The following is a 24,544-nucleotide window of genomic DNA, read 5'->3' as shown; positions in this document are numbered from 1 at the left end:
CCGCGCAAGGAAGCGCCTCCCCACCTCTCAGAGAGTGGTTGCGCAACCATGGCGCGGACATGTATACTCATCCCCGCGATCAGCCCCCCTGCCCAGCGTTCGACGCAGCGGTCGCAGGAACTGTGCCCGAAGCGGGCAACGGCGCGCTGACTACTGAGGCAACAGCGAAAGGAGCAGTGAGTGAAACCACGTTTTCCAGCCGAATGGGAGGCCCAGGACGGAGTCCTGCTGGCCTGGCCCCATGAAGGGAGCGACTGGGCCCCCGTTCTTGAAGAAGTCCGTCCGGTTTTCATCGAGATAATCCGCCAGATTGCCCGCTTTGAGCGGGTTTTGCTGACAGCCCCCCATGAGGCCGAAGCCCGGGCAGCCCTGACCGGCGCCGGTGTGGACATGAGCCGCGTTACCATCCATGAGCTGCCCAGCAACGACACCTGGGCGCGGGACTTCGGGCCGCTCACGGTCATCTTCAACACCCATCCGGTGCTGCTGGACTTCGGCTTCAACGGCTGGGGACTGAAATTCGCGGCCGACCAGGACAACCTGATCAGCAGGCGGCTCAGGGAGCGGGGAGCCTTCATCCCCAACCTGCAGACCATCGGCCTGATCATGGAGGGGGGCGCCATCGAGAGCGACGGCATCGGTACAATCCTGACAACCTCCGCCTGCCTGCTCTCTCCCAACCGTAATCCGCAACTGGACAGAAGCGAGATCGAACAGGCCATGGCCTCACTCCTGGGCGCCCACCGCGTCCTCTGGCTCAACCACGGCTCCCTGGTAGGGGACGACACCGACAGCCATGTGGACACCCTGGCGCGCATCTGCCCCCGGGACGTGATCGTCTACACCGCCTGCGACGACCAACGCGACGAGCACTACGCCGAACTCAAGCTGATGGAAGAAGAGTTGAAGAGCTTCAGGGCGCCGGACGATTCCCCCTACAGCCTGATTCCGCTCCCCTGGCCCAGACCCTGCTTCGATGACATGGCCCGGCGCCTGCCTGCGACCTACGCCAACTTCCTGGCCATCAACGGCGCGGTCCTGGTCCCCACCTACCGCGACCGGGAGAAGGATATCCTGGCCCTGGAGCGCATCGGCCAGGCCTTTCCCGGGCGCGAGATCATCGCCATCGACTGCCTGCCGCTGCTGAAGCAGCACGGTTCGCTGCACTGCGTCACCATGCAACTCCCCCAGGGGGTGCTGGCATGAAATCGCTCAGGGTGGGCCTGATCCAGCAGAGCTGTTCCGCCGACCGCGCCGCGAACCTGGAGAAGAGCTGCGACATGATCGCCCGAGCTGCCGCCTCCGGAGCGGAGCTTGTCGTGCTGCAGGAACTGCACACCGGCCCCTACTTCTGCCAGACCGAGGATCCCTCCCTGTTCGATCTGGCCGAGCCGATCCCCGGCCCCACCTGCGAAACACTGGGCCCACTGGCCGCCAGGTTGGGGGTGGTGATCGTGGCGTCGCTCTTCGAGCGGCGCGCCCCCGGCCTGTACCACAACAGCGCCGTCGTATTCGAGAGGGACGGCTCCATGGCGGGAATGTACCGCAAGATGCACATCCCCGACGATCCCGGTTTCTATGAAAAATTCTACTTCACGCCGGGCGACCTGGGCTTCGCTCCCATCCAGACCTCGCTGGGCAAACTGGGCGTACTGGTCTGCTGGGATCAGTGGTACCCGGAAGCCGCCCGCCTGATGGCACTGGCCGGCGCCGACCTGCTGATCTACCCCACCGCCATCGGTTGGGACCCGGCGGACAGCGCCGAGGAGCAGGCGCGCCAGCGGGATGCCTGGGTCACGGTCCAGCGCGGGCATACGGTGGCCAACGGCCTGCCGCTCTTGGCGGTCAACCGGGTTGGCTTGGAGGCATCCACGGAGAAACCGGAAAACGGTATCCTCTTCTGGGGGACCAGCTTCGCCGCCGGCCCCCAGGGGGAGATCCTGACCCAGGCAAGCCAGGACAGGGAGGAGGTCGTGCTGGTGGAACTGGATCTGGGGCGCAGCGAAACGGTGCGCCGCATCTGGCCCTTCCTGCGCGACCGGCGCATCGACGCCTATGGGGAGATCCTGAAGCGCTACCGTGACTGACAGCGGGGGCGGCATCGTCGACACAGCCCGGTGGTTGACAGATAAAGTTTCTTTATGATATTTTTTTCAGTTCAAAATTTTCGTGACAGCATCACCAGCCGCACAGCGGCAGTCGTGCCCACGGGAAGGCGCCCCGGTTTCCACCGGAGCGCCCTTCATCTCACACAGTAGAGGAAATGACAATGAAGCGTTTTTACAATTTTTCCGCAGGCCCCTCCATGCTCCCCGAATCCGTGCTCGCCAAGGCAGCCGACGAAATGCTCTGCTACGAGACGAGCGGCCAGTCGGTCATGGAGATGTCCCATCGCTCCAAGCCGTTCGAAGCCATCATCGCCGGCGCCGAGGCCCTGGTTCGCCAGAACATGGCTATCCCGGACGACTACCACGTGCTCTTCCTGCAGGGAGGCGCCAGCCTGCAGTTCCACATGCTGCCGCTCAATTTCATGACCATCAACAAGAAGGCCGACTTCACCCTCACCGGCACCTGGGCACAGAAGGCCGCGGAAGAGGCCAAGAGGCTGGGTACGGCCAACATCGTCGGCTCCTCCAAGGACAAGAAGTGGTCCTACCTGCCGGAAATCACGGGCGCAGACCCGGAAGCCGACTACTTCCACATCTGCTACAACAACACCATCGAGGGCACCCAGTATCACAGCATCCCCGAGGTGGGCGCCGTGCCGCTGATCGGCGACATCTCTTCCGGCGTGCTCTCCGCGCCGCTGGACGTGACCCGTTTCGCCGTGCTGTACGCCGGGGCACAGAAGAACCTGGGCCCGGCCGGCGTAACCCTGGTGATCATCCGCAAGGACATGATGGAGCGCATCCCGGCCGGACTTCCGGCCATGCTGAGCTACAAGACCCATGTGGACGGCGGTTCCATGTACAACACCCCTCCCTGCTATGCCATCTATATCTTCAAGCTGGTTCAGGAGTGGATCAGGGACATGGGTGGTGCGGAGGTCATCTACCGCCAGAACCAGGAGAAGGCCAGACTGCTGTACGACTTCCTGGACAGTTCCTCACTCTTCTTCAGCCCGGTGGAGAAGAGCGTGCGCTCGCTGATGAACGTTCCCTTCCTGACCACCGAGAAGGACGCGGACAAGGCTGAGGCGCTCAACAAGAAGTTCGTCAAAGAGAGCGAGGCGGCCGGCCTGGTCAACCTTGCCGGACACCGCTCCGTGGGGGGCATGCGCGCGTCGATCTACAACGCCATGCCACTGGAAGGGGTGCAGGCCCTGGTGGCATTCATGAAAGAGTTCGAGGCGCGCTGCGCATAAAACCGGAAAGAGCGTCTGGCCACAGAGCACACGAGAGTTCTCAGCGGAGAGCCAATCCTGGCCGGCATACCTCCGGGCATACCGGCTAGCCTCCACTGATTGTTCTTCACTTCTGTGGCTGACTCTCGTTTCAGGACAAAAAACTACCAAAGCAGGTATGGACAGACCCATGTACAAGATACAGACACTTAACAAGATCGCGCGCTGCGGCCTGGACCAGCTGTCCCGCGACACGTACGAGGCCGCCACCGAGATACTCAACCCGGACGCCATCCTGGTGCGCTCGGCGGACATGCACTCCATGGAACTCCCCCCCAGCGTGCTGGCCATCGCCCGGGCAGGGGCTGGAGTCAACAACATCCCCATCCCTGCCTGCACCCAGCGGGGCATCGTCGTGTTCAACACCCCCGGCGCAAATGCCAACGGCGTCAAGGAACTGGTCATCGCGTCCCTGTTCCTCTCCAGCCGCAACCTGTACGAGGGGATCAGCTGGGCCAACAGCCTGGCGGGAACCGAAAACATCCCCGAGCAGATCGAGAAGGGGAAATCCCGCTTCGTGGGACCGGAGATCCAGGGCAAGACCCTGGGCGTGATCGGCCTGGGTGCAATCGGGGTAATGGTGGCCAATTCCGCCGCCAACCTGGGCATGCGGGTGCTGGGGCTGGACCCCTTTATCAGCGTGGAAGCGGCCTGGAAACTCTCCCACGAGGTGATCAAGGCACCCAATCTGGATATGCTGCTGGCCGAGTCGGACTACATCACCATCCACATTCCGCTCAAAGACGACACCAAGGGGCTGTTCAACGCCGAGCGCATCTCCCGCATGAAGAAGGGGGCGCGCCTGCTCAACTTCAGCCGTTCCGGGCTGGTGGACAACACGGCCGTCAAGACGGCCATCGCCGAGGGACAGCTGGGGGGCTACGTGATCGACTTCCCCGAAGCCGAGCTGCTGGGGGTTGACAAGGTTCTCTGCATCCCCCACCTGGGCGCTTCCACCCCCGAGAGCGAGGACAACTGCGCGATCATGGCGGCCGAGCAGCTCCGGGAATACCTGGAGCGCGGCAACATCAAAAACTCGGTCAACTATCCCAACTGCGAGATGGCTCCCACCGGCAAGACCCGCATCACTCTTTTGAATAGCAACGTGCCCAAGGTCATCAGCCGCATCACCTCCACCCTGGGCGAATACGGGCTGAACATCGACGAGATGCTCAACAAGAACAGGGGCGAAGTGGCCTACAACATCATCGATGTCTCCGACAGCGTACCCGACGAGCTGATTGAAAAGCTCCGGCAGGTGGACGGGGTCGTTGCGGTGCGGCTGATCCCCGACTGCCAGTAACGGCACCCCATCCCCGTAAAGACCACAAGCCCCGCCGGCATCAATGCCGGCGGGGCTTGTGCCATTCCACGTCCGGCAGTTTCAGGATACCGTTTCCAGGTTCATACCCCACCAGGAGCAACCTCGTCGTGTGTACCGTCGGCATCCCGAGGCCAGCGCAGCTCAGACGGCAAGCGGCCGTGAATACGCGCCACTGTTGCCGCTTGCCCAACCTCGCCCATCCTGGAGGGGAAGCGTTGACGGCAACAAGCGTCAGATCACAAAAACATGAGAAACGGTTGAACATAGCTCCGATTGCGGGTAGAATCGCGCCACATGATCCCGTATTCTACGGCTGGAACAGCCGCTCTGCGCTCCACCAGCCCGATGCGGAACGATCCTAACAGGAGGAGTACCACATGAGCCGCACACCCATTCCATTGGCAGCAACGGTCCTGGCGCTTCTGCTCTGCCTGTTCGCCCCCCTGGCCTCGGCCGGCACGGACAGCGAGAAGATCACTTCCAGCTACAACGTGCTCAAGGAGATCACCAGTATTCCGGAAACCGGGATTCCCCCGGCCCTGCTGAGCAACGCATCGGGGATCGTCATCGTCCCGGACGCCATCAAGGTCGGCCTGTTCATCGGCGGGAAATACGGCACCGGCATCCTGATGGTGCACAAGAGCGACGGCACCTGGAGCAACCCCAGCTTCGTCAGCCTGATGGGAGGCAGCTTCGGCTGGCAGATCGGTGCCCAGGCCACCGACCTGATCATGATCTTCAAGAGTATCAGGAGCATCGAGGGGATCAAGAAGGGCAAGTTCACCATCGGCGCCGACGCCAGCGTCGCGGCCGGCCCGGTGGGCAGGAGCGCCTCGGCCTCCACCGACGTGCTGTTCAAGGCCGAGATTCTCTCCTACTCCCGCAGCCGGGGGGTCTTCGCCGGAGTATCCCTGGAAGGGGCGGCGCTGCAGATTGACGACGAGAAGAACGGCTACTTCTACGGAAAGCCGGGCATCAGCGCCAACGACATCTTCACCGGCGCCCCCACCTCCCCCTCACCCACCATCTGGAAGATCAAGGCCCTGCTGACCGAGTACGGCAAGAATTCCGGCCAGTGAACCAGCAACCCGGCACGGCGGGGGAGCCACGAACCTCCGCCGCGCCGGCCAGTTGAGGCCCGTGGCTCTCCCGGCTGCCTGCGCCTGATCAACCCCCACCGCTACAAGGTTTCCATCAGCCAGTCCCTGAAGGAGTTGCGCGACCGGCTGATGGAGGAGGCGAGCCATGGAGCCTGAGAAGGGCTCTGGCACGCCGAATACGGCGGACCTGCACTGAATTCAGGACACACAGGACTCAAAGGCCTGATACACTCGTACTGCATCCCATTCACAGCAAGGAGGGTATGTCATGGGTAGTGAAACAGCTGCATTGCTGGTTGCCAAGGGAACCAGAGAGGCCTGCCTGCTGCCGAGGATGGCCAACCGCCACGGCCTAATCGCCGGAGCAACCGGAACCGGCAAGACCGTGACCCTGCGGGTGCTGGCGGAACGCTTCAGCAGCATCGGCGTGCCGGTGTTCATGTCCGACGTCAAGGGGGACCTGTCGGGATTGGCATGTGCCGGCGAAGAGAGTCCCCGCCTCAGGGAGCGCGTCACCGCCATGGGATTGACCGTTTTCGCCTGCGAACCCTTCCCGGTGGTTTTCTGGGACGTTTTCGGCCAGCAGGGGCATCCGCTGCGGACCACGGTCTCGGAGATGGGACCGCTGCTCCTCTCCCGGTTGCTGAACCTCAATGACGTGCAGAGCGGCGTGCTCAGCCTGGTCTTCAAGGTGGCCGACGACAATGGGCTTTTGCTGCTGGACTTCAAGGACCTGCAGGCCATGATCCGCCATGTGGGCGACAACGCCTCCCAGTTCACCACCACCTACGGCAACATATCGGCCGCCAGTATCGGCGCCATCCAGCGCAGCCTGCTGGCCCTGGCGGAGCAGGGGGGCGAGCACTTCTTCGGGGAACCGGCCCTCAACCTGCACGACTTTATCCAGACCGACGGCAGCGGCCGGGGGATGATCAACATACTGGCAGCGGACAGGCTGATGCGCTCCCCCAAGCTCTACGCCACCTTCCTGCTCTGGCTGCTCTCCGAGCTCTTCGAGCAGCTCCCCGAGGCAGGCGACCTGGAGAAACCAAAACTGGTCTTCTTCTTCGACGAGGCCCATCTGCTGTTTGACAGGGCTCCCCAGGCTCTGGTGGAAAAGATCGAGCAGGTGGTGCGGCTGGTGCGCTCCAAGGGGGTGGGGGTCTACTTCGTCACCCAGAACCCCCTCGACCTGCCGGATGCGGTGCTGGGCCAGCTGGGCAACCGGATTCAGCACGCCCTGCGCGCCTTCACCCCCCAGGACCAGAAAGCGGTGCGGGCCGCCGCCGAGACCTTCCGCGCCAACCCTGAGTTCTCCGTTGAAACGGCCATTACTGAACTGGAGGTGGGCGAGGCGCTGGTATCGTTCCTGGACGCAAAGGGGGTTCCCTGCCTGGTGGAGCGGGCACTGATCTGCCCGCCGCGCAGCCGCTTCGCGCCGCTCTCGCCCCCGGAACGGACGGCAATCATGGCCGCCTCCCCCCTGGCCGAACACTACGAAAAGGAGCTGGACCGCGAATCGGCCTACGAGTTGCTCCAGGCCAGGGCCGCTACCCAGGCAGCGGAGAGCGCGGCGCAACTGCCCGAGAAAAAGAGCCAGGCCGCCAGCCAGGTGGGATCGCTGCTGGGGGCATTCGCCAGCAGCGCCGCCCGCGCCATCGGCAGCCAGGTGGGGCGCCAGATCATCCGGGGAGTGCTGGGCTCCCTGTTCGGCGGCTCCGGCAGGCGGCGCTGAGCGACGTTGGAGAGCACGGTGCGCTACAACCGCATCCGAGAGAAGTGGAGACAGGAATGTTTCAGAGACAAACCACAGAAGAGTATTGGCAGCCGCTGGATGGAATTTGGCAGAAGACCCTGGTGCATGGCGCCAGCACCCTGATGGTGGAGTTCAGGCTGCAAAGGGGGGCGATTCTGCCGCTGCACTCCCACCCCCACGAGCAGACCGGCTACCTGGTTAGCGGCCGGATCCGGCTGACAATCGCCGGGGAAAGCCGGGAACTGGAGCCGGGCGACAGCTGGTGCATCCCCGGCGACGCAGCCCACGGCGCAGAAATCATGGAGGATAGCGTGGCAATCGAGGTATTCTCGCCCGTGCGGGAAGAATATCTGCCAGAGAGGAGAACCCCGTGAGCATGCCAGAAGAGTACTTCCGGGCCGGAGCAGGCGCGGTGGTCATCAACGACAGGGGGCTGGTGCTGGTCCTGGAACGGGCCGACATACCCGGTGCCTGGCAACTGCCCCAGGGGGGGCTGGACGCGGAAGAGGAGCCGCTGGCCGCGGCCCTGCGGGAGACTGAGGAGGAGACCGGGATACCGGCCGGGGAGCTGGAACTGCTGGAAGCCTATCCCCAGCCGCTGGCCTACGAGCTGCCCCCTGGCGCCCGCAGCCTCCGCAACGGACGGGGACAGGTGCAGTACTGGTTCCTGTTCAGGTTCAGCGGGTCCGACGAAACCATCGACCTCCTGGCCGGTGGCGAATTCCGCGCCTGGAGATGGATTCCCTTTGGCCAGCTTCTGGAGTGCGTGGCCGACTTCCGCAGACCGCTCTATTGCTGCCTGGCCGAGGGGTTCCGCAGACACCTGGCGCCCAACTGAGGCGCCGCAACCCTTCTCCTTCCCTACTCGGTGCTGGCCGGCATGACAACCGTCTTCTCCGGCACGACCTTGACGAAACCGCTGCGGCAACGGGCGATAACCCCTGCCAGCCAGTCAGCCTCTTCCTGCTGGTGGGAGTGGAGCAGTTCCTGATGGTACCTGCCCAGCAGCTCCTCCAGCTGGGAGACATCCCCCTCCTCCAGGTCGCGAACCTCCACCCCGGCGCCCCGGGCCAGCCGCCGGCGCAGGGCGGCCCGGTCCATGCCCATGGCTTCGTCCAGGTGACAGTAGAGCGTGCCACCGGTCATGCCGGAACAGAGCCAGGGGCCGGGGTCACCCAGCACTACCACCCGGCCGGCGGTCATGTACTCGCAGGCAAACCCCTTCAGGTTGGCCCGGCCGGCCAGATTGGCCAGGGAGTCGTCCAACGGCTGGGTGATTCGCCCCCCCAGCACCACATCAGCGCCGGAGAGCCGGATGCAGGCGCGGCTGTCGGCATCCCCCTGGATGATGAAAGATCCCCCCTGGGCGCCGTAGGCCAGCCCCTTGCCCACCGAACCGCCCACCCTGACGCCGTTGCGGTTCTCCCCCTTGAGGATCACGATCTCGCCGCCGGAGGTCGATTTGCCCACCCCATCCTGGGCTCCCCCCTCCACATGCAGGGAGATGCGCGGGATGGTGAAGGCGGCCAGGCCGTTGCCCGGGATGGAGTCGCGCTGGAAGCAGAGCTGGGCCTGGCAGTCGGCCGAAAAACGCCCCTGCTGTCGGCCGCGCAGCATGGCGCCGGCCAGGTGGGTGCCGATGGCCCGGTCCGAACTGCTGGCACTGTCGTCATCGTAGCGCACCCGTTCCTCGCCCGCGGCAAAGGCATCGGACACCAGACGAGAAACCAGCGAAGTCAGGTAGTTGAGCGGTTTTCGGATGATGCGCGCCTCGCGCTCCAGTGGTGGAGTCGCCGTCCCGGATACGGGGGAGAGCAGGTCGGACAGGTCCAGCCGCTCCAGGCCGCGGCTCTGTACCAGCAGGTCGGCCCGCCCCACCAGGTCCTGGGTACGCCGGAAGCCGAGCCTGGCGGTGAGGATCCTGATCTCCCGCGCCATGCCGCGGAAGAAGGTGGTCTCGTAGATGACCCCGTTCTCCAGCACCCGTGGTACGAAACGTTTCACTCCCTGCCGCTCTGCCTCCTCCTGGCTCTCGATCTGGGTGGCGATGCCCACGTGGCAGGTCCCCAGGTGGCAGCCGCGGCAGGTGGTGCAGCCGATGATCACCATGGCCATGGTGCCAAAGCCGACCCGGTTGGCCCCCAGGAGCATCAGCTTGAGCACGTCCCGGCCGGTGCGGGCGCCGCCGTCGGCCCACAGCTCAACCCGGTCGCGCATGCCGGCCTGCACCAGGGCGCAATGGGCCTCCCGTACCCCGATCTCCGCCGGCAGGCCGACAAACTTGATGGCATGCTTCCTGGCCGCGCCGGTGCCGCCGTCATAGCCGCTGATGGTGATGATGTCCGCCCCGGCCTTGGCGATCCCCAGGGCAATGGTGGCGATGCCGGCCACCGCCGGCACCTTGACCGAGATGCGCGCCACCGGGTTGGCGGTGCGCAGCTCCTCGACAATCTGGGCCAGATCCTCGATGGAGTAGATGTCGTGGTTGTTGGAGGGGGAGATCAGCGACACCCCCGGCGTGGCGTGACGCGCCTCGGCGATCTTGGGGGTGACCTTGAAACCGGGCAGATGCCCCCCCTCTCCCGGCTTGGCCCCCTGGCCCACCTTGATCTCCAGGAAGTCCACCGAGTTGAGGTAGGCCATGGTGACCCCGAAGCGGCCGGAGGCGATCTGCTGGCCGCGGTTTTCCCGATACCTGCCCAGCATGTCGGCGATCTCCCCCCCCTCGCCGTTCATGCAGATGATATTCAGCCGGCGGGCGGCCTCGGCGTAGATGCGGAAGGGGGTCTCCCCCTGGGAGCCGAAACTCATGGCGGAGAAGAGGATCGGCAGATCGTGCTTACCGACCCGCGTGTCCACCTCCTCGGGATCCACGGTCAGCTCCCCGGTGTAGCGCAGGTCCACCAGATGGCGGATGGAGGTGGGATGTTCCTCCTCCAGCTGGCGGATCAGGCGCGACAGGTCGGCATAGTTCTCCTCCATCCTGGCCACCTGGCCGACCATCTTCCAGATGCGCGGATAGAGCCGGAACTGCGTCGGCAGCTGCATTGCCTGTCTGCCGCGGGCAACCGCGCCACGTTCCCGGTTGTCCGTCTCCAGGAGCTCCAGGGTCAGGCCGCCAGAATCGGAGCCGCAGAAATCGGGGGTCTCGAAATAGCCGGCCAGGCAGCTGTTGAGGCCGATGGAGGCGAAGTACTTGCCGTAGCCGCCGATCTCGTGGGTACCCATGGTGGAGATCACCTTCTCCAGCCCCGTGGCCAGCACCCTCAGCAGGTTATGCACACCGTTGTCATGCTCGGCGGCCAGTTCCCACATCAGGTAGGGGCAGAGGGCGTCGGCGCCCATGCCCCGGCAGAAGATCAGGTCGTGCAGGTTGCGCAGGGCTCCGGAGCGGACCACGATGGACAGTTCCCGCCGCAGGTTCCTGCCGCCGGAAGCGGCAGTCTCCTTGAGCGCCTTGTGCAGCACCGCCACCACCAGGAAGGGATCCAGGAAGCTCTGCCGCCGGCCAAAGATTAGGGAATCGTCCAGCACGAGCAGCCAGACGCCGCGCCGGGCAGCGCCGATCGCCTCGTGGGTCAGCCGCTCCAAAGCGGCCGGCAGTGATTCGTCGCGCCCCATGGCGCAGGAGAGAATCCGGCTGCGCCCCCTGCCTGCCCAGGAAAGTAACGCCTCCAGGCTGCTTGTCCCGAACCGGCGGGCAACTGCCTCGTCAATGCATGCCGAACCGCGCCCGCCGCCCAGCAGCAGCGGCGTTGCCAGCTCCAGGGCGGGACGGGCAGCGACACCCGGGAGCGGCCGGGGACCGATGTAGATCCGGGTGGAGAAGTGTTCCTCCTCCCGTTCGCGGTCGATGGCCGGATTGGTCACCACCGCCACCTGCTCCTTGAAGTAGTCCGACAGGTTCTGGCGCGAGCGAGAGATGGCCGCCAGCGGGCCGTCATATCCCAGGGAAGATATGGGGTCGCGGCCGCTTTTGGCCATTTCCACCACGTTCTGCACGTCGCTGGACTTCCAGGCCAGGGCCGACAGCAGGTTATCCCGCACAAGCCCAGCGCTCCTGCCCCAGGCGGGCTGCACGGCATGCTCCCCGCCCAGCGCCGAAGCTCTGCGCAGGGAGCGGGAGTGGGGCTCCAGCCTGATCCGGCGACGGAAGCTATTCAGCACCTCCTGGCGCAATTCGTGGTGCTGCAGCAGCCGGGGAGGCTGGCCATGCTGAAGCACAACCCCCAGCTTCTCCCCCGGCGCCAGCGGCTTGGGATCGGCCATAATCTCTTCGTGGGGAACCACCCCCAACTCGGACGAGGCGAACAGCTCCCGGTCGGTCTCTCCCACCCAGAGGGGGCGCAGCCCCATGGCATCCACGCTGAACACGCACTGATCCCGGTAACGGGCGATAATGGCCGCCGGCCCCTGGGCGCTGGCGGTCAGGAAACGCCGGAACCAGCCGTACATGCTGCGCTGTCCGTCCCCCATGCGGTCCATGATGCTGAACACTGGTGGAAAGACCATCTCCATGGCCTCGAACAGTGTCAGGCCGTGGTCACAGATCAGCCCCTCCAGGGAGCGGTTCAAATCCTGGGAATCGCTCCCCCCCCTGGTGAGGGTAATCCCCAGCATGCGCGCCTCTTCCCGCAGGCGGGCGATGGTGTTGATCTCGCCGTTATGTCCCAGGAGGGAAAAGGGTTGGGCACGCAGCACCGTGGGCAGGGTGTTGGTGGAGTAGCGGCTGTGGCCGATGGTCAGATCGGAAACGAAATCGCGCCGTTTCAGCTCCGGGTAGTAGCGGCTGAGGATCTCCGGCGCGCCGTGCACCTTGTAGGCAGCCACTTGGGTGGAGAGGGAAGCCACGTGCACCGGGAACTCCTCTTCCAGCCCAACCTGCAGGGCGAACAGGCGGCGGGCATCGTGTTTGGGAAGCGGGTCGTGCAGGGCCAGTTGCCACACCAGCGGCTCCCCCTCCCGGGCTCGGCCGGCCAGCACCTCGCTGCGCACCGGCGCCGGGCGCTCCACCAGCAGCTCCAGCCCGGCCTGGAGGATACGCTGCAGGATATTCTTCCGCAGGTCGGGATAGCGGGAGAGGTCGTTGCGGTCGATCAGCAGATGGCCGACCACGAAACCGGGGGAGTCCGCCAACCGCGGGTTACGCCCCGCAGTGGCCAGGATTTCCCCCCAGATCAGGCGCGGGATGGCGGTCAGGATGCCGCAGCCGTCCCCCTCGCCGTTGATCTCGCCGGCGCGGTGCCCCATCTTGACCAGCGCCTGGACGGTTCGCTGGAGATTACCGTGGGACGGGAGCCCGTTCTTGGCTATGAAACAGATGATTGCGCAGGCATCGCGCTCCAACGGCACGAGGCCGGACGGATCGTTCTCGTATTTCTTCATACCACCCCCCGGGTGCGTATCGGCACAGTACCCAGTATATCCCCGAAGCGGGAAATGTCAGTGACAACGACCTGCTCAGGTATTCGTCCCATGCCCTTCGGCCTGCCACAGAAACCTGTCACGGTCCTGCTGACGGAACCGCATGATAATCGTTCTTGCATCCATCCGACGCATGAACTATAGATGTGCTCCGCCGGCGAATCGGCACTGCTTCACGACAGCCGGAAACGGGAAAACAGGACAGGCCGGGCGCAAGGGATGCGTGGGAAGGACCTCAGGGGAGCATCACATGGAAACAAGCACGAAAAGCAAAGAAGAAAAGAAGCATCGCTCCGGCTGGATCCGGGCGTTCGACATCCTGATGCGTGCCTCCCATATCGCAACTACCGGCGTCCTGTTCGGCGGCGCGGTATTCGCCATGCCGTTCAGTCGTCTGCTTACCTGGCACCAGGCCGCGGTCGCCAGCGGCATCATCCTGGTGCTGTTGGGGATCAACCAGAGCCGTCACTGGCCCTACCAGGTACGCGGGGTGATGGTCATAGCCCATGTGGCAATTCTCGGCCTGATCCATCTCTGGCCGGAGTACCGAGCTCAGATCGTTGCCACGGCGCTGGTGATCGGCGTGGTGGTCAGCCACATGCCGGGCGGCATCAGGCACTGGTCCCTGCTTCACGGCCGCACGACCGACTGAGTTGATGACCGGAGAGGAGCAGTTGGGGGAGGAAAAGGGCTTACATTCGGGAAAAGACGGATCCATGGGAAGCCGAGGCGCTAAGCAACGCCACAACCTCGGCGATTCACGGGGTGTGGCGCAAAGATACGTTCAGGCAAGCGGCACTGCAGAGCAGATGCCCCGCCTGGCGGCCAGAATATGAAACCGCCCTGTTTGCAAACGATAGGGCGGTTTCTTGCTTTCCTGAAAAGTTTCAACGTTTGGCATCATTCATTCATATATTCAAGCGCCTGCTGCCAGGTCTCTGCCGAGCTGGTATGCCTGATGCATCAACGCGCTGTTACCGACTATCTCGCCCGGCGTCAGGGCGCTCCCGTACACCTGACCAACGATCTCGGCCCCCAGAAAGCGGGCCATGTCCTGGAAGGTGCGCAGGGCGTTGACCGCGCCCGAGACGAACGGGTCCACGTCCCCATAGGTCAGGACGATGCCCAATTTCTTGCCGGCCAGATCGTTCTCCAGGGTATAGACCGGCTCACCCCCCTCTTCTCCCGGCACTGTTGCCGCACAGGTAAGGGCATAGCAGCGGTCCATGAACAGCTTGATCTGGCCGGAAACGGTGAACCAGTAGACAGGCGTGGCATAGACGATGGCGTCCGCAGCGCGCAGCCTGGAATAGAGCGCTTTCATGTCGTCGCCGATGACGCAATCCGTCTCCAGCGACTCCTGGCAGGCGTCGCAGGCGCTGCAAGGTTTGATGTCCATGCCGTGCAGATGCACTGTTTCAACATCGGCGCCCAGGTTGACCGCGCCGGAAGCGACCTCCCGGGCGAGAAGCGTGCTGTTGCCGTTGTGCCGCGGACTCGACTCGATGATGACGATCTTTTTTGGAGCCATTGTGGTTCCTCCTTTGAATATGCGGATCAGGGCAACAACACCCCTGAAGCGGTTGAAGATTCATCGACCAGCGGCATACTAAACCCATACCCCCGCCGGCCACGCGACCGGCGCAGGGAATCCGGATTCAGGGGAGTACGACCATGAGCTTGCTTTACGATGTCCTTATAGTTGGCGGTGGACCGGCCGGAGTGGCCTGTGCCCTGATGTGCAAACGCCATGGCCTCTCCCACCTGCTGCTGGAATCGGGAAAAGCTGCCTTCCAGGGCATCGCCCACTCCTATCCGGCGGGAAAGCTGGTCTATCCCACCATTCCCAAAGATGCATCCGAACCGTTCCTGGTGGAGGAGTTGCGCCCACCCGAGGAGCCGGTGACGGTGGAGGAGTACCTGCGAAAGGTCCAGGAGGTTGTCCGGCAGGGGGGACTCAATATCCAGACCGAGACAAGCCTTCAGGACATCCATGAGGAGCGGGGAGTTCTGACGGTGCGCACGGACAGGGAGAGCTATCGGGCCAGGAAGGTGATTCTGGCCTTCGGCTGCAACATTCCCCGCGAGCTGACAGTGTACGGCGACGCCAAGATGGTTGCCAAAGGGCTGGACGATGTGGAGAAGTACATCGGCATCAAGACGCTGGTCATCGGCGGCGGGAATTCCGCTGCCGACGTGATCATCAGCATCCTCAGGGCAAAACGCGAGGCTAACGACAGCACCCCGGTCTTCTGGGCTCATCGGGCCGAAACCTTCAGGGTCAACAAGGAGACCGCCCAGCGTCTGGGAGAGGAGATACTGCTGGGAGGCAACATCCGCCTGCTGCCCGGCGCCATTCCCCGCATCGGCGAGGTGGACAGCCAGGGTATGGAGCGGTTGGTGATCCGGATCAACATCTTCGAACAGCCCGACGGCATCGACCTGTACCACGCCTTGAGCTTTCCCATGCAGAACGTCATCGCCTGCATCGGCTCCCAGGGACCCGGCCCGATCTTCGAACGACTCGGCATCCAGTTGATCACCTGTACCGGCGGGGTCTGCAAGATCGGCAAGGAGGGTGAACGGCTGGCGCTTCTGACCGCGGAGTTCGAATCAACCCGCAGGGGGATCCATATCATCGGCGGCGCCATATCCCCCTCGTTCATGAGGATCAGCGAGGGGGCCATCGTGGAGGAGAAGCACCCCAATCTGATCTACACCGCGCTGAACGACGCCTGGCACGCTGTGGAGGCGATTCGCAGGAAACTCAACGGTTAGCAACCGCCCCAGGCCAGACCTGGAGCATGGCTGCACGGTCACCTCCCCCACCCACATCAGCCGCGCCTGTCCAACACCAGCTTTACCAGCGGCACGGTGGTGACAGCCCCCGCCAGGAAGAGGGTCCAGCCGATCAGCTGGCGCTGCCTGGTCTCGATGCGATCCGCCAGCAGCAGGCCAAGGCCCCCACCCAGCGCCACCCGCGTGGCCGCAAGGGCCGCCACCTCCGGCATGGTCAGTCTGCTCTCCTTCATAACGATTCCTTTCATCGATCCGACGAGAAGTCGGGGATGTTCCGCTGTATGTGTGCCGTGGTTGTTCATATGCCGTATTCAGACGCCCTGCCCCATCGCGGCCAGTGCAGCTACAGCCTGAACTGGGCAACAAGCACCTTCAGGTCATTGGCAAGAGCCGTCAACTGGTCTGCGGCCTTGGCGGTTGCCTGGGTTCCCTGTGCGGTTTCATTGACAATTCCGGTGATCATATGCATGTTGTTGCTGATGTCGCGACTGGTTGAGCTCTGTTCTTCCGCAGCGGTGGCAATCTGGTTGATCTGGTTGGTAACCTCGTTGATCTGCGCAAGAATCTCCTCCAGTGCACTGCCGGACTTGGACGCTTCTTGCGTACCTCTCTCCACCTCGTTGACGCCCTCATCCATAGAAAGAACCGCTTGGTGCGTCTCGGTCTGGATAGCTTTGATCATACCGCCGATCTCCTTGGTCGCACGGGTCGTACGTTCGGCGAGGGCGCGAACCTCGTCGGCGACCACCGCGAATCCCCGCCCCTGTTCTCCGGCGCGGGCCGCCTCGATTGCCGCGTTGAGTGCCAACAGATTGGTCTGATCCGCGATATCCTCGATGGTGCCAACAATGGCGCCGATCTCGTCCGAGCGTGAGCCGAGATTCTCGACACTGCGCGCCGTGGCACGGACCCGCTCGGCGATGCGGGCCATCCCGTCAACGGTCCCCTGGACAATGGAAGCTCCGCTGGTAGCAAGCTGATTGGCATGGCGCGAGCTCTCGGCTGCGGAGTTGCAGTTGTTGGCGATATCCAGAGATGTGGCTGCCATTTCCTCACCGGCAGTGGCAACCATGGAAGCCTGGGAGGAAACCTCATCAGTCCCCCGTACCATGCGTTGCGAATTTTCATGCAGTTCCGTAACAGCGGCGGAGACCTCGCCGGCAGCCAGGGAAACACGGCCGATGGCATCGCGAATTCTCTCTGCCATATTTGCTATGGCCTTGATGAGATGCACCGTTTCGCATTTGCCGTCTTCGACTCTCATGGAAATGGACATGTCACCATCGGCAATCTTGTCGGCCATCTCCACACAGGTGTGCAATGGCACCGTAATGCTGCGCGTGATGAAAACGGCTGCCAGAATTCCCAGGAGGATGGCTGCGATGCCCAGACCAAACATCAGTCGGGTTGCGTAGGCGGCATTGTCGATCGCATCATCTACGCGAACTCCCACACGTTTGTCGTAGAACGACAGCAGAGCGTCAAGCGCCGATGATGACCTGGCAATCGCCTTTTCTCCTTCAACATTCATCATCGCCTTAAACCCGGCACTGTCACCACTGATCGCCAGGGTGATGAGTTTTTCATCCACTCTGGCAACTTCCTCACGGGCTGCCTTCACCTCGGCCACAAGCTTCTTGCCATCCGGTGTTTTGGTGTTTTTGTCCAGCACATCCACCGCTTCCGCGCACTTCTGCTCCAGTTCGCGTATGCTGGCGACGACCCGCCCCCTCTCAGCGCTCAGGTCAACCATTATCAGCCCCTTCACCAACTCCTGAATATCTTTGTCGGCGATGGTCGCAACCACTACCTTGTTGCTCAGGCCGCTGATACGTTTGACATTCTTCAGCTGATCCTCGCTCTTGTTAAGGCTGTTGACCCCTGTGGCGATGATAACGGCCAGAAGTATCAGAACAAACGAAAATCCTGCCAGCAGACGGGTTCCGATGCTAAATTTGCTCATTATCCACCTCCGACGAGATAAGCTTGCAGTATGGTGATTGAATCGTATCATATCCCGAGAGTTTTTCCGGCCTGACGAGGGAAAAGAAGAGTCATGGATGAGTTTCCTGCGAGGCAGCACTACGCCCGGAGTACCGCAGGACCAGTGGGCTGCCGACAAAACAGACATCCATGACAGATTTCAGGGCACTTGCGTGTCCCCTGCTGCCGGAGCCCGGCACGGCCATGCCGGAATCGGGGCGTTATCCACCCTTGGCACCCTTCATGCTTTCATTAAAATTCGACGTTATCCACGAACAGGTCATCAAAGGGGAGCCGATCGAGATGATGCCATCACGAATCACGGGGTTCATCAGCAACCTCAGTGTCGCAAAGAAACTTCTGCTGATCTACCTCCTGGATCTCTCGGCGGTAATCTTCATCACAACCATTCTCATCCATGAGAAGTACTTGGCCATAGACTTTTCGCGCAAGGAAATCGCCGGCAACCACTACATCGCTGCTGCCAGGGAAAGCGTATTCGCTTTAATCGAGAGCGCCGACGCAAGGAGAGAAGAGCACCGGCAGCCGGTCGCTGCGCGCCAGGACGAGTTGAAGCGCGTGACGGGAGCCCTTGTCGAAGCAGAAGAGCGCTACGGCAGGGGGCTGCACACCGGACAGTTCCAGCACGAACTGGTTCATGCTATCCGCACGATCATCACAGAAGACGAGATCAATGCATCCGGAGAGCCCAGGGCTCTCCACGCCGAAGCCATCACCGCTGCCATGCAACTGATCGCGAGAATCGGCGACCAATCAAACCTGATCCTTGATCCGGATCTGGACAGCTATTACACCATGTCCCTGGTCCTTCTGCGTTTTCCTGAGATGGTTTCACTGCTGCTGGACCATGGAGAACGTACCCAGGAATCCATGGCATCAGCGGGAGCAAGGAATAAGCACTCCCGGCTCGGACTCCTGGTGATGGAGGGAAAGCTGGCAGCGGCACAAAAGGCCATTGATTCCGATTTCAACGCCGCATTCCGCAACGATCCCTCGGGAAGGCTGAAGGAACGCCTCGGTCAGAGCCATGCCCGGCTGATCTCCTCGCTGCAGCGTATTGCCGCCCAGCCATATGGGACAAAAAGCGTAGAGACAGCAACCACCCGTTTCCGTATACGACAGGCGCACCGGGATGCCCTGCTCAGCGTGCATGCCTGCTGGAAAGAGAGCTCCCAGGAACTCGACCTGCTGCTGAACAACCGCATCGACTCGTATTTCAGGCGCATGTGGCTGCACCTGGGTACCGCATGTCTGCTGCTGGGGCTGATCCTGCTGTCCGTTTTCTACATTGCCCGCAGAATCGTCGCCCCTATTCGTGAGCTTGCCACCGTCGCCGGGGCGGTGCAGATGACAAACGACTACAGCCTGCGTGCGAAGAAGGAGGGAAATGACGAGATCGGCGAACTGGTCAGCTGCTTCAACTCCATGCTGGAGCGGCTCAACAACGACCGCATCACCCAGCAGGAACTCGTGGCAGCTGCCCGCGCCTCCGATGCCCAGAGGGCCCTGTTCGAGTCGATCCCCCTGCCGCTCACGGTAACCTCCCTGAGCGGCCACAGCCTCCGCCACGCCAACGGGCCGGCACTGGAGCTGTTCATGCCGGATCAGACAGCCGCTGGCCTGGAGTCGTGGTCCCCCTTTGACGTCATAGCGGGAGAGAACCAGCGTGAAACCTTTCTCTCGCTCCTGGTTGAGGAAAAAAACATCGATGAATACGAGCTGCTCCTGCGGCTGCCCGGCGCTCCCTGCTTTTGGTCCCAGGTTTCGGTACGCCCGGTGAGCTACCAGGGTGAACAGGCGCTCCTGACGCTCTTCACCCCCATCAACCTCCGCAAGCACCTGGAAGAGGGGGTGCGTAACGAGAAGGCATTCTCCCAGGCGGCTCTGGATAGCCTGCCCGGCATTTTTTTCATGCTGGGCAGCGATTTCAGGATTCTCAGCACCAACCGGAATTTCGACCGTTTTCGGGAGACCACCTCTCCCGGCTCCCCCTTCTCTTCCATCGAACTCCATTTTCCGCCGGACCAGAGGGAGAAGATTCGTTCCATGGTCCAGGGAGGATTTCGGCGGGGCGCAGCCGAAGCAGAGGTATCACTCCAGGGGAGCTCATCCCGGGAGATCTACCTCCTGACCTCACGGCTCTTCCTGCTGGGAGGCGAGGATTGTCTCATAACCGTGGGGATCGATATCAGTGCACGACGGAGGGCCGAGGCAACACTGGAGCTGTGGGGGCGTGTCTTCGAGTGCACCTCGGAAAGCATCATGATCACGGACGCCGCGCAGCGCATCGTCTCCGTCAACCAGGCATTCTGCGCCACCACGGGATACCGGGCGGAAGAGATCATCGGGCAGTCCTCCCTGGCGCTCAGGTCGGACGTGCATGACGGCATCTATTTCCGCCAGCTCTGGCGGGGGATCAGAAAGCGCGGCTCATGGCAGGGGGAATTCTGGTGTCGGCATAAAAACGGCGAGGTTTCACCCCAGTGGATGGTGGTCAACACCGTCCATGACCGGCAGGGAACGGTAACCAACTACATCGCCCTGTTCACCGATATCAGCGCCCAGAAGTCCCAGGAACAGCGCATCCAGCACATCGCCCATCACGATGCCCTCACCAACCTCCCCAATCGCCTGCTCTGCATGGAGCGGCTGATACTGGCCCTGCAGCAGGCGCATCGCAACGGACGGCATGTGGCGGTGATCTTCATCGACCTGGACCATTTCAAGAACATCAACGATTCACTCGGCCACCATGTGGGTGACTGCGTCCTGGTCACGGCGGCCAACCGTCTCTCCATGGGTGTGCGTGACGGGGACACGGTCAGCCGCCTGGGAGGGGACGAGTTCGTCATCATTCTGGCCGACATCGAGGATTCCCATCAGATCGAGGAGATCATGAAACACCGGCTTCTGCCGCTGATGCGCCAGCCCTACGACGCGGGGGGATATGAGCTGCACTGTTCCTGCAGCATCGGCATCAGCATCTTCCCGGAGGACGGTTTGGACAAGGACACCCTGCTGCGCAATGCCGACACTGCCATGTACAGGGCAAAGGAGGTCGGGAGGAACAACTACCATTTTTACACGGAAGAGCTGAACTCGCGGGCCATGCAGCGTCTCAGCATCGAGACCAGCCTGAGAAAGGGGATCGAGCGGAACGAGCTTCTGCTCCACTACCAGCCAAAACTGGATCTCCACACCGGCAAACCATACGGCCTGGAGGCCCTTCTGCGCTGGCAGCACCCGGATCACGGCATGATTTCTCCCATGGAGTTCATTCCCATAGCCGAGGAAACGGGACTGATCATCCCCATCGGAAAGCAGGTCATCCGCAACGCCTGTCGCCAGCTTTCCCGCTGGAGTTCGGTCGGGATGTCCCACATCTGCCTCTCCCTTAACGTTTCAGCTGTCCAGTTCCGTGACAGGCGCTTTGTCGAAGATCTGGTGCAACTGGTCAGGGAGGAGGGGGTATCCCCCCATCGGATCGAGCTAGAACTGACCGAAACCATGCTGATGGAGGATGCGGTGCGGACCATACGGGTCATGGAAACACTCAAGGATGAGGGTTTTCTGTTCTCCATCGATGATTTCGGTACCGGCTACTCGAGCCTGAACTACCTGCACCGTTTCCCCATCGACTGCCTGAAAATAGACAGGTCATTCATACGGGGAATGCTGGAGCGACCGGCCGACCTGGCCATCATCAAGGCCATCATCGGCCTTGGCCATACCCTTGACATGCAGGTCATCGCGGAGGGGGTGGAGAAGGAGGATGAGTACCGTGCCCTGCGCGCCGCCGGTTGCGACGGGATCCAGGGGTACTTTGTCGCAAGGCCACTCACGCCGGAGCAAGTGCCTGAGTGGCTTCTGGCGCGGGAGATGGGCGGGCAAACCGCCTGAATGCGGCTGCCCTGATTCGGGGCTCGAAGGGCTGACCCTGAAAACGACAGCCCCCACCTGCCGAATGTAGGCGTATTCGTCGGTACGGTTCATGGGATGGCCTGCAGACGGAATGGGGACGGTGGAGGGAGAGGCTGTGCCTCCCCCTCTGAACCACTGTCGGCCTGAAGCGCTGGTCAACGAATGAAGTTCATGAATATCTTGGCCTCACGCTCCGGTTCCGCCACCCTGCCCCGGCCATGCTCAACCAGCTTCATCAGCCAGGCCATGTTTCTGCCCAGAAGCCGCATGATCTGGGCGCCTTCTCCGTCGCGCACGGCCTCTCCCGGCTTGGCTCCGTAGATCACGTTCCAGTAGTTTGATCCGGGCAGCAGCATCTCGGAGTAGAACAGGTAGTTATTCAGCTGGTCGAAGGCGGGCAAGCCGCCGGAGCGCCTCACCGCCACCACCGACGCCCCCACCTTGTGCCTGAACAGCCCGCCATTGGCGCCGGAAACGTAGAAGACCCGGTCCAGGAAGGATTTCATGGTCCCTGCGATGGCCGAATAGTAAACGGGAGACCCCAGGATGATTCCGTCAGCCTGCTTCATCTTCTGGATAATCTCGTTGACGTCGTCGCCGGTGAGGACGCACTGTTCGTTTTTGTTCCGGGCGCACTGGCCGCAGGCAACGCACCCCCTGATGGTCTGGTTGCCGACATGGATGACCTCTGTCTCTATCCCTTCACTCTCCAGTTCGGCAGCAACCATGCCGATGGCATGGGCGGTGTTCCCCTCTTTCTTCGGACTTCCGTTAATGGCAACGACCTTCATCATGATCCTCCTTGTGGTTATGTATGACCAGTCTTGTAACACCAGCCGGCGGCCAGGCCCTGCGCCCATCCCCGCGGCCCGGTTCTACTCCAGAGTATAGAGGGTCTCGTCATGGGCGGGCGGCACGTACCTGCGTCTGATTCTCTTCATCCCCTGGCTGGCAAAGGGGTTGTCCCCCTCCAGGAGATCGCCCAGCTCCTGCTCGATCAGTTCCGGATCATCCCCCGCCTCCAGGCGCCGCATGGCCTCCTGGAACCCCTCGCCCAGCTCCACGCCGGTAGCGTCGGAGAACTTGCGCATGAAGCGCGCCATCTGACGCGGGTCGTTCTCGTCAACCCCCTCCATCTCTCCGGCCAGTGACATCATGGCCTTTTCCAGGCGACTCTCATCCAGGTCGGGCATCCCCTCGGCATCGGGCTCATCCGTGCGCCCCCTGGAGAAGGCGAAGCGCGAAACCTGGCGCTCCAGATCCGGCCGGGAGCAGCGCGGACAGGGGGGACGTTTGACCGTATTCACCCGGCGGGACAGGAAGTTGAAGATGGTATGGCAGTCAGAGCAGTAGAATTCGTAGACCGGCATGGCAGCACCTCGTTTTTTGGGTTGGAGGGCGGCGAAATGGTCCGTTTTCCGGGCCACGCCCCCCTGACAGCCGCGCCCCTGCCTCGATGTCATTCAGCAAGGGGAGACAAACTGAGGGTGGAATAATAGCATCATATTGTCCGTCGCAGGCCACTTTTTCGCCGCCAGCTGTCCCTGCCCGACAAGGTTGTGCGATCAGACGCGTAGCCGGTTGCAATGGCCGGGCAGTACTTGACCTTTACCTGCCGCGAAGGTAGGATGCCAGCTGCTTCGACACAGGAACGCCTGACCAGGATACAACCATTGCACTAATTCTGGCATCCTGGCAGCAGGTGCCAGGAAGTCAGCGACAGAATCACGACAGACGGGAAGGAAAGACATGATCATTGAAACCATTCCGGTTGGCCCCCTTCAGGTCAACGGCTATATTCTGGGATGCGAGAGGAGTCGTGAAGGGGTTGTCATCGATGCGGGTGGAGATGTTGACAGACTGCTGGCCCGAATCACGAAACTGGAGCTGAGCATACGTTACCTTCTCGACACCCACGGCCACTTCGATCACGTGGGCGGAAACCGGGCCTTTCTGAAGGCCACCGGCGCCAAATTTCTGATCCATGAACGGGACGCCTTCCTGCTCTCCATGGCTGCCGACGCCGGCAGGAGTTTCGGGGTGCTTACGGAAAATTCTCCCCAGCCGGACCAGTACCTGACCGACGGCATGACCATCTCGTTCGGTGACCAGCGACTGAAGGTCATCCATACGCCGGGGCATTCGCCGGGAGGGTGCTGCTTCTACAGCATGAGCACGGGGGTGCTGTTCACGGGGGATACGCTCTTCAACGGCTCGGTGGGCAGGACCGACCTGCCGGGCGGCTCCATGGAGGTGCTGACGCGCTCGATCCGTGAGCGCCTTGCCGTCCTGCCGGAAAGCACCAAGCTCTATCCGGGACATGGACCATCCTCGACCATTGCCATCGAGCTGTTCAGCAACCCCTTCCTCAGGAGGGGGTGAGACACCGGGCAACAGCGGAGACGGATACGACACAGGGGCCTGCCAGCGCAGCCCCCTGTTCATTCACGACCTCCACCGGGCGATCACATGGCGTGGGGGAAAAAGGGCTACTTGAAGCGTGAGATGACCTTCTCCAGGGACTCCTTCAGTTCGGCGGTGGCCTTTTCCACCCCCTCCCTCATGGCATCCCATGCCTCCCCGCCTGCTTTCTGCAGTTCATTCCACTTTTCCCTCACGATCATCTTCCTTTTGCGCAGATCGTGGATATCCTTGACCAGCTCGGCCTTTGCATCGGCGGAAAGCGAGGAGACCCGGTTCTCCAGCTGATCAATCTTCGCCTTCAGCTCCTTGAGTTGGGCATCCAGCTTTTCCCGATATGCTTCTTTCCTGTCCATCGTTTTCTCCTTCCCCGCTTGCGGGGGATCGCTTCC

Annotated in this window: 19 protein-coding genes; 12 read left to right on the top strand and 7 right to left on the bottom strand. The window is 62.4% G+C overall.

Translation table 11 applies throughout. From position 1 onward, the window contains the following. Positions 1-180: 180 nt before the first annotated feature. The 8 genes from PPRO_RS03610 (at position 181) to PPRO_RS03575 (ending at position 8,421) form a co-directional block, all read left to right on the top strand. Positions 181-1,206 carry an agmatine deiminase family protein gene (locus PPRO_RS03610; protein WP_011734680.1) on the top strand — a complete coding sequence of 342 codons (1,026 nt, stop codon included), beginning with the start codon at positions 181-183 and terminating at the stop codon, positions 1,204-1,206. Continuing rightward, positions 1,203-2,087 (top strand): carbon-nitrogen hydrolase, encoded by an 885-nt coding sequence (locus PPRO_RS03605; RefSeq protein ID WP_011734679.1) that lies wholly within the window; start codon positions 1,203-1,205, stop codon positions 2,085-2,087. Before PPRO_RS03610 ends, PPRO_RS03605 begins: the two co-directional genes overlap by 4 nt. A gap of 182 nt (positions 2,088-2,269) precedes the next feature. Next, on the top strand, positions 2,270-3,364 hold the full coding sequence (serC, locus tag PPRO_RS03600) for a 3-phosphoserine/phosphohydroxythreonine transaminase (RefSeq protein ID WP_011734678.1): 1,095 nt from the start codon (positions 2,270-2,272) through the stop codon (positions 3,362-3,364). Positions 3,365-3,533: 169 nt separating this feature from the next. Then, the gene (locus tag PPRO_RS03595; protein ID WP_011734677.1) at positions 3,534-4,706 is read left to right on the top strand and encodes a phosphoglycerate dehydrogenase; all 1,173 of its coding nucleotides are present in this window, start codon (positions 3,534-3,536) and stop codon (positions 4,704-4,706) included. 398 nt (positions 4,707-5,104) lie between these two features. Continuing rightward, on the top strand, positions 5,105-5,806 hold the full coding sequence (locus PPRO_RS03590; RefSeq protein ID WP_011734676.1) for a lipid-binding SYLF domain-containing protein: 702 nt from the start codon (positions 5,105-5,107) through the stop codon (positions 5,804-5,806). A gap of 289 nt (positions 5,807-6,095) precedes the next feature. After that, positions 6,096-7,562 (top strand): helicase HerA-like domain-containing protein, encoded by a 1,467-nt coding sequence (locus PPRO_RS03585; protein WP_011734675.1) that lies wholly within the window; start codon positions 6,096-6,098, stop codon positions 7,560-7,562. 56 nt (positions 7,563-7,618) lie between these two features. After that, positions 7,619-7,957: a cupin domain-containing protein gene (locus tag PPRO_RS03580; protein WP_011734674.1), complete on the top strand. Its 339-nt coding sequence runs from the start codon at positions 7,619-7,621 to the stop codon at positions 7,955-7,957. 2 nt (positions 7,958-7,959) lie between these two features. Beyond that, positions 7,960-8,421, top strand: a complete 462-nt coding sequence (locus tag PPRO_RS03575) for an RNA pyrophosphohydrolase (RefSeq protein WP_011734673.1) — start codon at positions 7,960-7,962, stop codon at positions 8,419-8,421. A 23-nt stretch (positions 8,422-8,444) separates the two neighbouring features. Here PPRO_RS03575 and PPRO_RS03570 read toward each other — a convergent pair whose 3' ends face one another. Further along, positions 8,445-12,968: a glutamate synthase-related protein gene (locus PPRO_RS03570; protein WP_011734672.1), complete on the bottom strand. Its 4,524-nt coding sequence runs from the start codon at positions 12,966-12,968 to the stop codon at positions 8,445-8,447. A 289-nt stretch (positions 12,969-13,257) separates the two neighbouring features. Between PPRO_RS03570 and PPRO_RS03565 the strand changes: the two genes are divergently transcribed. Continuing rightward, complete coding sequence (locus tag PPRO_RS03565; protein ID WP_011734671.1) at positions 13,258-13,659, top strand: hypothetical protein; 402 nt, start codon at positions 13,258-13,260, stop codon at positions 13,657-13,659. A 264-nt stretch (positions 13,660-13,923) separates the two neighbouring features. Here the strand turns inward: PPRO_RS03565 and PPRO_RS03560 are convergent, their stop codons facing one another. Further along, complete coding sequence (locus tag PPRO_RS03560; protein WP_011734670.1) at positions 13,924-14,538, bottom strand: flavodoxin family protein; 615 nt, start codon at positions 14,536-14,538, stop codon at positions 13,924-13,926. Positions 14,539-14,681: 143 nt separating this feature from the next. Here PPRO_RS03560 and PPRO_RS03555 point away from each other — a divergent pair, with 143 nt between their 5' ends. Beyond that, complete coding sequence (locus PPRO_RS03555) at positions 14,682-15,785, top strand: NAD(P)-binding domain-containing protein (protein WP_011734669.1); 1,104 nt, start codon at positions 14,682-14,684, stop codon at positions 15,783-15,785. 56 nt (positions 15,786-15,841) lie between these two features. On the opposite strand, the gene PPRO_RS03550 is transcribed toward PPRO_RS03555, so the two are convergent. After that, the gene (locus PPRO_RS03550) at positions 15,842-16,039 is read right to left on the bottom strand and encodes a hypothetical protein (RefSeq protein ID WP_011734668.1); all 198 of its coding nucleotides are present in this window, start codon (positions 16,037-16,039) and stop codon (positions 15,842-15,844) included. Positions 16,040-16,149: 110 nt separating this feature from the next. Next, positions 16,150-17,769, bottom strand: a complete 1,620-nt coding sequence (locus PPRO_RS03545; RefSeq protein ID WP_011734667.1) for a methyl-accepting chemotaxis protein — start codon at positions 17,767-17,769, stop codon at positions 16,150-16,152. A gap of 170 nt (positions 17,770-17,939) precedes the next feature. Between PPRO_RS03545 and PPRO_RS19285 the strand changes: the two genes are divergently transcribed. Continuing rightward, on the top strand, positions 17,940-21,710 hold the full coding sequence (locus PPRO_RS19285; RefSeq protein ID WP_049759630.1) for an EAL domain-containing protein: 3,771 nt from the start codon (positions 17,940-17,942) through the stop codon (positions 21,708-21,710). 176 nt (positions 21,711-21,886) lie between these two features. Here PPRO_RS19285 and PPRO_RS03535 read toward each other — a convergent pair whose 3' ends face one another. Further along, a complete protein-coding gene (locus tag PPRO_RS03535) occupies positions 21,887-22,522 on the bottom strand; it encodes a flavodoxin family protein (RefSeq protein WP_011734665.1) in 636 nt (211 codons plus the stop codon). 84 nt (positions 22,523-22,606) lie between these two features. Continuing rightward, on the bottom strand, positions 22,607-23,101 hold the full coding sequence (locus tag PPRO_RS03530) for an FmdB family zinc ribbon protein (protein WP_011734664.1): 495 nt from the start codon (positions 23,099-23,101) through the stop codon (positions 22,607-22,609). A gap of 379 nt (positions 23,102-23,480) precedes the next feature. On the opposite strand from PPRO_RS03530, the gene PPRO_RS03525 reads away from it, so the two are divergent. Next, positions 23,481-24,113: an MBL fold metallo-hydrolase gene (locus PPRO_RS03525; RefSeq protein WP_011734663.1), complete on the top strand. Its 633-nt coding sequence runs from the start codon at positions 23,481-23,483 to the stop codon at positions 24,111-24,113. A 107-nt stretch (positions 24,114-24,220) separates the two neighbouring features. On the opposite strand, the gene PPRO_RS03520 is transcribed toward PPRO_RS03525, so the two are convergent. Further along, positions 24,221-24,508: a sll1863 family stress response protein gene (locus tag PPRO_RS03520; RefSeq protein ID WP_011734662.1), complete on the bottom strand. Its 288-nt coding sequence runs from the start codon at positions 24,506-24,508 to the stop codon at positions 24,221-24,223. Positions 24,509-24,544 lie beyond the last annotated feature (36 nt).

The sequence above is a fragment of the Pelobacter propionicus DSM 2379 genome (assembly GCF_000015045.1).
In the GTDB taxonomy this organism is placed as follows: Bacteria; Desulfobacterota; Desulfuromonadia; order Geobacterales; family Pseudopelobacteraceae; genus Pseudopelobacter; species Pseudopelobacter propionicus.
This window is presented reverse-complemented; position numbering and strand designations above follow the sequence as displayed.